This window comes from Agromyces sp. PvR057 (assembly GCF_040547485.1).
Classification (GTDB): domain Bacteria; phylum Actinomycetota; class Actinomycetes; order Actinomycetales; family Microbacteriaceae; genus Agromyces.
Window position 1 is genome coordinate 741,949 of record NZ_JBEPPT010000002.1, and the last position, 6,784, is coordinate 748,732.

The following is a 6,784-nucleotide window of genomic DNA, read 5'->3' on the forward strand; positions in this document are numbered from 1 at the left end:
CATGCGCGGAATCATCCTCGCCGGAGGCTCCGGAACCCGTCTCTGGCCGATCACCAAGGGCATCTCGAAGCAGCTGATGCCCATCTACGACAAGCCGATGATCTACTACCCCCTGTCGACGCTGATGATGGCCGGCATCGATGAGATCCTCATCATCACCACGCCGGAGTACAACAGCCAGTTCCGGGCGCTCTTCGGCGACGGCTCGGCGTTCGGCGTCAAGATCGAGTACGCGGTGCAGCCCTCGCCCGACGGTCTCGCGCAGGCGTTCATCATCGGCGAGGAGTTCATCGGCGACGAGTCGGTCGCGCTCGTGCTCGGCGACAACATCTTCCACGGCACGGGGCTCGGATCCTCGCTGCGCCGCCACAACGATGTGGATGGAGCCGTGATCTTCGCCTATCAGGTGAGCGATCCCACCGCCTACGGCGTGGTCGAGTTCGACGAGAACTTCACCGCGCTGTCGGTCGAGGAGAAGCCGGCCAAGCCGAAGAGCAACTACGCCGTCCCCGGACTCTACTTCTACGACAACTCCGTGATCGAGATCGCGAAGACGATCGAACCGAGCGCGCGCGGCGAGCTCGAGATCTCCACCGTGAACGAGCGCTACCTCGAAGCGGGCAAGCTGCAGGTGCAGGTCCTCGACCGCGGCACCGCGTGGCTCGACACCGGCACCTTCGAATCGATGATGCAGGCGTCGGAGTACGTGCGCGTCATCGAGGACCGCCAGGGATTCAAGATCGGCTGCCTCGAGGAGATCGCCTGGCGCGCCGGGTGGATCGACGACGCGCAACTCGCCGATCTCGCCGCGCCGCTCGAGAAGAGCGGGTACGGCCGGTACCTGCGCCGCCTGCTCGAGCACTGAGCTCCGCCGCACACCTCACCCCATCCGAAGCACTCGAGACGTCTTCGCACCGAGTTTGAAGGAGTACACCGTCGAATGACGCCCCCCAGCTTCACCCCGACCCCGACCGCGGCGAAACGCAGGCCCCGCATCGCCTTCTGGGTGACGTTCCTCGCGCTGTTCCTCGCCATCGGCGGCTGGTCGATCGTCAATCCCGCGATGGCCTCGCCCGATGAGCCCGCCCACGCGGTGAAGGCTGCGGCGACGGTGCGCGGGGAGTTCACGGCCGACGAGTCGGAGTACAACGCCGGACGAGGCACGTTCGAGGTCCCGGAGCTCTTCGCCCAGGTCTGGAACCTCACGTGCTACGCGTTCCACCCCGAGACCACGCCGAACTGCAGCCCCGGCATCAGCGGAGACCTCTCGGCGCCTTCGGAGAGCGCCTCCCACGTCGCGCGGTACAACCCCGTGTACTACACGATCATCGGCCTGCCCTCGCTCCTGCCGATCGGGGCCGAGACCCTCACGCTCATGCGGCTCGCGAGCGCCCTGCTCAACGCGTTCCTCATCGCACTCCTGGTCCGCACGATCTTCGAGCTTCGACGCCCGTTCTGGCCGTTGATCGGCGTCGTCGCGGCGACCACCCCGATGGCGATCTACATCGCGAGCTCGATGACACCCCAGGGGCCCGAGATCTTCGGGGCGATGCTCACGCTCGTCGTGCTGCTCGCGATGACCAGGGAGCCCGATGAGGGCCTGATCTCCCGACGGATGTGGCGACTCGTGATCGGCGCGGCGTTCTTCGTGCTCGCACGCGGCCTGAGTCCCGCATACCTGGCCTTCATCGTCGTGATCGCCGTGCTCGTCAGCCCTCGATGGTCGACGGTGTGGGATGTCATCCGGAACCGTCGCATCTGGCCGCAGCTCGGGCTCTGCATCGCCGCGTCGGTCGGCGCAGTGGTCTACACGCTGGCATCCGGCAGCCTCGCCCTCGGCATCGTGCTGCCAGAGCCGGGGCTGACCGCGACCCAGGTCGTGACCAGGATGCTCCGCAACACCGACTACTACTTCGAGCAGCTCATCGGCGTCTTCGGCTGGGGCGACACGCACCTGCCGATCTGGACCCAGATGCTCATCGTCTGCCTCGTGGGCCTCGTCATCATCGTCGGCCTCGCGATGGGCACCTGGCGCGAGCGCGCGGCAGTGGCCGTCGTCGGTGTCGCGACGCTCATCGTGCCGATCGCCGTCCAGCTCCTGAGCTACAAGGAGTCGGGCCTGGTCTGGCAGGGCAAGTACGTGATGCCGATCGCGCTCGCGGCCCCGATCCTCGCGGGCTTCTTCGCGGAACGCGGACCGATGACGATGGGCGTGGCCAAGCGCGTGGCGCCGTTCGTCGTCGGCATCGCCGGAGCCGGGCAGGTGATCGCCTTCGCCGTCAACACGCACCGCTACGTCAACGGGGCGAACGGCCCGTGGACGGCCCTGATCGAGGGCGCATGGCTGCCCCCGATCAACATGTGGCTCGCGCTCACCGTCGAGATCCTCGTCTGGGTCGGGCTGACCGTCGCCGTGGCCCTCGCGACGCGGCTGCCGGATGGCGGGGAGTCCTTCGAGCCGGGAGTACCGGCGCTGGTCGATGCGCGCTACCCTGACGGGTCGGGCCTCCGAACCGGAGCCGACGAGGGCGAGCATGCGACGCCGGCAGACGAGGACGTCGCGCCCGCATCCGCGGAGCAGGGCGTCCACTCCGCCGACCCGCTTCCCGCGTCCTCCGATTCGGTTCGATGAACCGACGCACTGCACAGCACAAGAGAGAGAAAGCACACCGTGTCACGTCCTGAGCCGCGCATCGCCGCGATCATCCCCTGCTACAACGAGGAGGCCGCGATCCACACCGTGGTGACCGACCTGCGAGCGGCGGTGCCGGGCATGGACCTCATCGTCTACGACAACAACAGCACCGATGACACCGCACGCGTTGCGCGAGAGGCCGGCGCAGAGGTTCGCTTCGAGGGGCGAAAGGGCAAGGGCAACGTCGTCCGTCGCGCGTTCGCCGACATCGACGCCGACATCTATCTCCTCATCGACGGCGACGACACCTATGACGCCGGGGCGGCGAAGCAGATGATCGACACGCTCGTCGAGGGTCACTACGACCACATCCTCGGCGTGCGTCGTCAGCAGGAGGGGACCGCCAGTGCGTACCGTCCCGGGCACGAGACCGGAAACCGGCTGTTCAACCGACTCGTCGGCTGGCTGTTCGGCGACCCCGTCAGCGACATGCTGAGCGGGTACCGCGTCTTCTCGAAGCGGTTCGTGAAGTCGTTCCCGGCACTCTCGCGCGAGTTCGAGATCGAGACCGAGCTCACCGTGCACTCGATGAGCATGCGGGTGCCGCAGGCGGAGGTCCAGGTCGGCTTCAAGGACCGTCCCGAGGGCAGCGAGAGCAAGCTCCGCACCTACCACGACGGATTCCGGATCCTCTGGTTGATCGTGGAACTCCTGCGTCACGAGCGCCCGTTCCTGTTCTACTCGCTCTTCTCGGCGCTGTTCGTGCTGGTGGGCCTGCTGCTCGGCATCCCGGTCATCGTCGACTACGCTTCGACCGGCTTGGTCGAACGATTCCCCACCGCGCTGCTCGCAACCGCGTTCATCCTGCTCGGATTCCTGGCACTGGTCGTCGCGCTCGTGCTCGACGGACTGCTGAGGTCGCGCCGCGAAGCGATGCGGCTGGAGTACCTCCGCTGGCCTTCGGTCGACGTCCAGCTCGGCGGCGGCTCCGCGGTCCGTTCGGAGCCGGCGTCCGGCGAGACGGCGGACTGAGCCGAGCTCCGAACAGCGGTCGTGAACGGCTGCCGTCCTGCGGGACGGCAGCCGTTCGTCGTCCGTGCGCACCGATATCGCAGACGGCGACGGACCGGAGCGGACCGGAACCGAGCGGCCGGCTCGCCGCGCCCGACGGCCGGTCGTCGTCGACGCGAGCACGCGGCGGATCGGCGAGGAAGCGAGGGCACCATCGACCCCGGACGTGGCGTCGCCGAGCTCGTCCGCTCGCCTCAGGGTGCCGAAGGCGTGCTGCGCTGGTCTCAGGGATGCCGAGCGCGTGCGCTCGCTCGCCGCATGGCGCCGAGTGATGCCTCGAGACGGGGTGCGGCTCAGGCCAGGTCGCGCTGGATCGCGCCCTTGCGATTGTCGCCGTAGACCCAGTAGCGGTAGAGCAGGAAGCGGAACGCGGTGGCGAGCACGAAGCCGATCACGTTCGAGGAGATGTTGTCCGCGAGGAGGCTGTCGAAACCGAGCACGTAGTGCGAGACGTAGAGGCACAGCAACACGATGGCGAGGCCGGCGATGGCCACGACGAGGAACTCGATGAACTCGGCGAACACGTCGGTTCGGCGGTGCTCGCGGAACGTCCAGTACCGGTTGCCGATCCACGCCACGACGGTCGACGCCACGAATGCGATGACGCGAGCGAGCATGAGCCACTGCCACTCGACCTCGTCGGGCATCGCCAGCCGGATGAGGTTGAAGATGCCGACGTCGACCACGTACGCGATGATGCCGACGACGCCGAACTTCAGCGCGTAGTTCATGACGAGGTGCACCGCGCCGTCGATGAATCGCTTGATCGCAGAGGGCTGGGTCTCGGACGAGGGGCTTGGCACCGAGAAAGTCTACCTTGGGCGGGAGCGGTGCCCGTCCGGTGCCGGCTACGGTCGAGTGGCCCGGCGGCGGAGCAGACGGTATCGCGCATTCAGGCCGATGCGCAGTCCCCAGCGCACCGGCGCGAGGTACGGGGCGTCGTACTTCTTGCTGAGGTAGCGGTATGCGCTGTCATGGTGCGCCTGCAGCATCCGCTCGGATTCGCTCGTCGTGGAGTGGGCGCCGGTGTGCATCACGGTGGCCGTCGGGAGGTAGACGTTGGTCCAGCCCGCCTTGCCGAGCCGGTAGCCGAGGTCGACGTCTTCGAAGTACATGAAGAATCCGTCGTCGAATCCGCCGAGGCTTTCGAAGGCCGAGCGGCGCACGAGGAGGCAGGACCCGGAGAGCCATCCGGCCTCACGGCGGACGTCGGGGTCGGCGGTCGCGAGTCGATAGCGCCTGGACCACGGGTTGGCGGGCCAGACGCGGCTGAACAGCGCGTGTCCGACGCCGGTTCGAAGCGACGGCAGGGTTCGCGCAGACGGGTACGGCGTGCCGTCGGCGTTGAGCACCTTCGGGCCGACGGCTCCGATGCCCTCATCGGACTCGAGGGCCTCCACGAGTGCCGCAACCGCGCCGGAACGCAGTTCGACATCGGGATTGGAGATCAGGATGAAGCCGATCTGCGGGTCGAGCCCGGCGATCGCGACGTTGAGTGCGCCGCCGTACCCGAGATTCGAGTCGAGCTCGAGCAGTCGGGCGGATCGTTCGGAGGCGATCGTGCGAAGTCGCTCACGATCGACCGATCCGTTGTCGGCGATGACCACGGAGAGCCCGTGACGCTGGTCGTCGGCCGCCGATGCGAGGAAGGCGTCGACCTGGTCGTTCGAGTTGTAGGTCACGGTGGCGACCGCGACGTGCTCGAGCTTGTGTGTGGCCATCCGTCCGATTTTACGACATCGGGAACCCTCGTTCCGACGCCCGGTCGAACGCGGTCGCGAAGACGGCACCGTAGAATCGAACGTCGACGAGAGGAAGTGCAGCATGCCCGAAGGACGCGTTCTGGTGACCGGTGCCGGTGGATATGTCGGACGGCATGTCGTCACGGCATTGCTCGACCTGGGCTATCTCGTGACGGCGACGGTCCGCCCCGGTTCGCGTGCGGACGTCGACTCGCGTGCGGACGTCGTGGCGATCGACCTGCTCGACCCCGCGACGGACGTCACGACCATCGCCGAGCAGGCCCCTGATGCGGTCGTCCACCTCGCGTGGCAGGACGGGTTCAAGCACAACGCCCCGTCGCACATGCTCATGCTCTCCCGTCACGTCGAACTGCTCGAGGCGCTCACCGCATGGGGCGTTCCGCGGATCTCGGTGCTCGGCACGATGCACGAGATCGGGTACTGGGAGGGCGCGATCACGGCGGACACGCCGACCAACCCGACCTCGCTCTACGGCATCGCCAAGGACGCGCTGCGCCGTGCGTCGTTCGTCTCGCTCGCGGATCGCACGAGCCTCCGGTGGCTCCGGTGCTACTACATCCTCGGCGACGACCGGAACAACAACTCGATCTTCACCCGGATCCTCGAGGCCGTCGATGCGGGCAAGGAGACCTTCCCGTTCACCACGGGCAAGAACCGCTACGACTTCATCGACGTGAGCGATCTCGGGCGGCAGATCGCCGTCGCCGCCGTTCAGGACGAGGTCTCCGGCATCATCAACTGCGCCTCCGGCGAGCCCAAGAGCCTCGCGCAGGCCGTCGAATCCTTCATCGCCGATCGGAACCTGCCGATCACGCTCGAGTACGGCGCCTTCCCCGACCGCCCGTACGACTCGCCAGGGGTCTGGGGCGACGCGACCGAGATCCTCGGCCTCATGGACCGCGCCTGATTCCGCACGCACCCCTCCTGCGTGCGTGGGGGCACGCCTAGCCGGCGATGCCGGTGAGGGCGCCGTCGGCGGCGATCCAGGTCTTGTTCTCGACGCCGTAGGTTGCGGAGATGTTGTTGATCTCGGTCTGGTTGGCGACGGCTTGCTTCATGCCGCCGGAGATGAGGTAGACCTGTGTGCTCGAGCTCTCGCGGATGAAGTGGGGTGCCGGTTGGGTGCGGAGGACGGGGATGCCGCGCCAGGCGCCGTTGGGCAGGGTGGTGAAGAAGGTCGTTCCGCCGTAGGTGTTGGCGGCGACCTCGAGCCATCCGCCGTTCGTGAGGATGAAGGCGCGGGAGTCCGAGAACAGCCGCAACGGGAGGTCGGCGGTGCTGGGGAGTCGGTCGAACGAGGGTGGTTGCAGGGCGC

At 67.4% G+C, this 6,784-nt stretch carries 7 protein-coding genes; 4 read left to right on the forward strand and 3 right to left on the reverse strand.

The window, feature by feature from the left end; translation table 11 throughout:
* The first annotated feature begins 1 nt into the window (after position 1).
* From rfbA to ABIC29_RS12655, 3 genes are all read left to right on the forward strand, one after another.
* Positions 2–865 carry a glucose-1-phosphate thymidylyltransferase RfbA gene (gene rfbA, locus ABIC29_RS12645; protein WP_116083325.1) on the forward strand — a complete coding sequence of 288 codons (864 nt, stop codon included), beginning with the start codon at positions 2–4 and terminating at the stop codon, positions 863–865.
* 75 nt (positions 866–940) lie between these two features.
* Positions 941–2,632 carry a DUF2142 domain-containing protein gene (locus ABIC29_RS12650; protein ID WP_354245785.1) on the forward strand — a complete coding sequence of 564 codons (1,692 nt, stop codon included), beginning with the start codon at positions 941–943 and terminating at the stop codon, positions 2,630–2,632.
* 39 nt (positions 2,633–2,671) lie between these two features.
* A complete protein-coding gene (locus ABIC29_RS12655) occupies positions 2,672–3,667 on the forward strand; it encodes a glycosyltransferase family 2 protein (protein WP_116083318.1) in 996 nt (331 codons plus the stop codon).
* 332 nt (positions 3,668–3,999) lie between these two features.
* Here the strand turns inward: ABIC29_RS12655 and ABIC29_RS12660 are convergent, their stop codons facing one another.
* Together ABIC29_RS12660 and ABIC29_RS12665 are read right to left on the reverse strand one after the other, a co-directional pair.
* The gene (locus ABIC29_RS12660; protein WP_199471615.1) at positions 4,000–4,509 is read right to left on the reverse strand and encodes a GtrA family protein; all 510 of its coding nucleotides are present in this window, start codon (positions 4,507–4,509) and stop codon (positions 4,000–4,002) included.
* A 45-nt stretch (positions 4,510–4,554) separates the two neighbouring features.
* A complete protein-coding gene (locus ABIC29_RS12665; RefSeq protein ID WP_116083314.1) occupies positions 4,555–5,427 on the reverse strand; it encodes a glycosyltransferase family 2 protein in 873 nt (290 codons plus the stop codon).
* A gap of 103 nt (positions 5,428–5,530) precedes the next feature.
* Here ABIC29_RS12665 and ABIC29_RS12670 point away from each other — a divergent pair, with 103 nt between their 5' ends.
* The gene (locus tag ABIC29_RS12670; RefSeq protein ID WP_116083311.1) at positions 5,531–6,376 is read left to right on the forward strand and encodes an NAD-dependent epimerase/dehydratase family protein; all 846 of its coding nucleotides are present in this window, start codon (positions 5,531–5,533) and stop codon (positions 6,374–6,376) included.
* A gap of 37 nt (positions 6,377–6,413) precedes the next feature.
* Here the strand turns inward: ABIC29_RS12670 and ABIC29_RS12675 are convergent.
* The coding region (locus ABIC29_RS12675; RefSeq protein WP_354245790.1) for a hypothetical protein at positions 6,414–6,784 on the reverse strand (371 nt) is incomplete at its 5' end.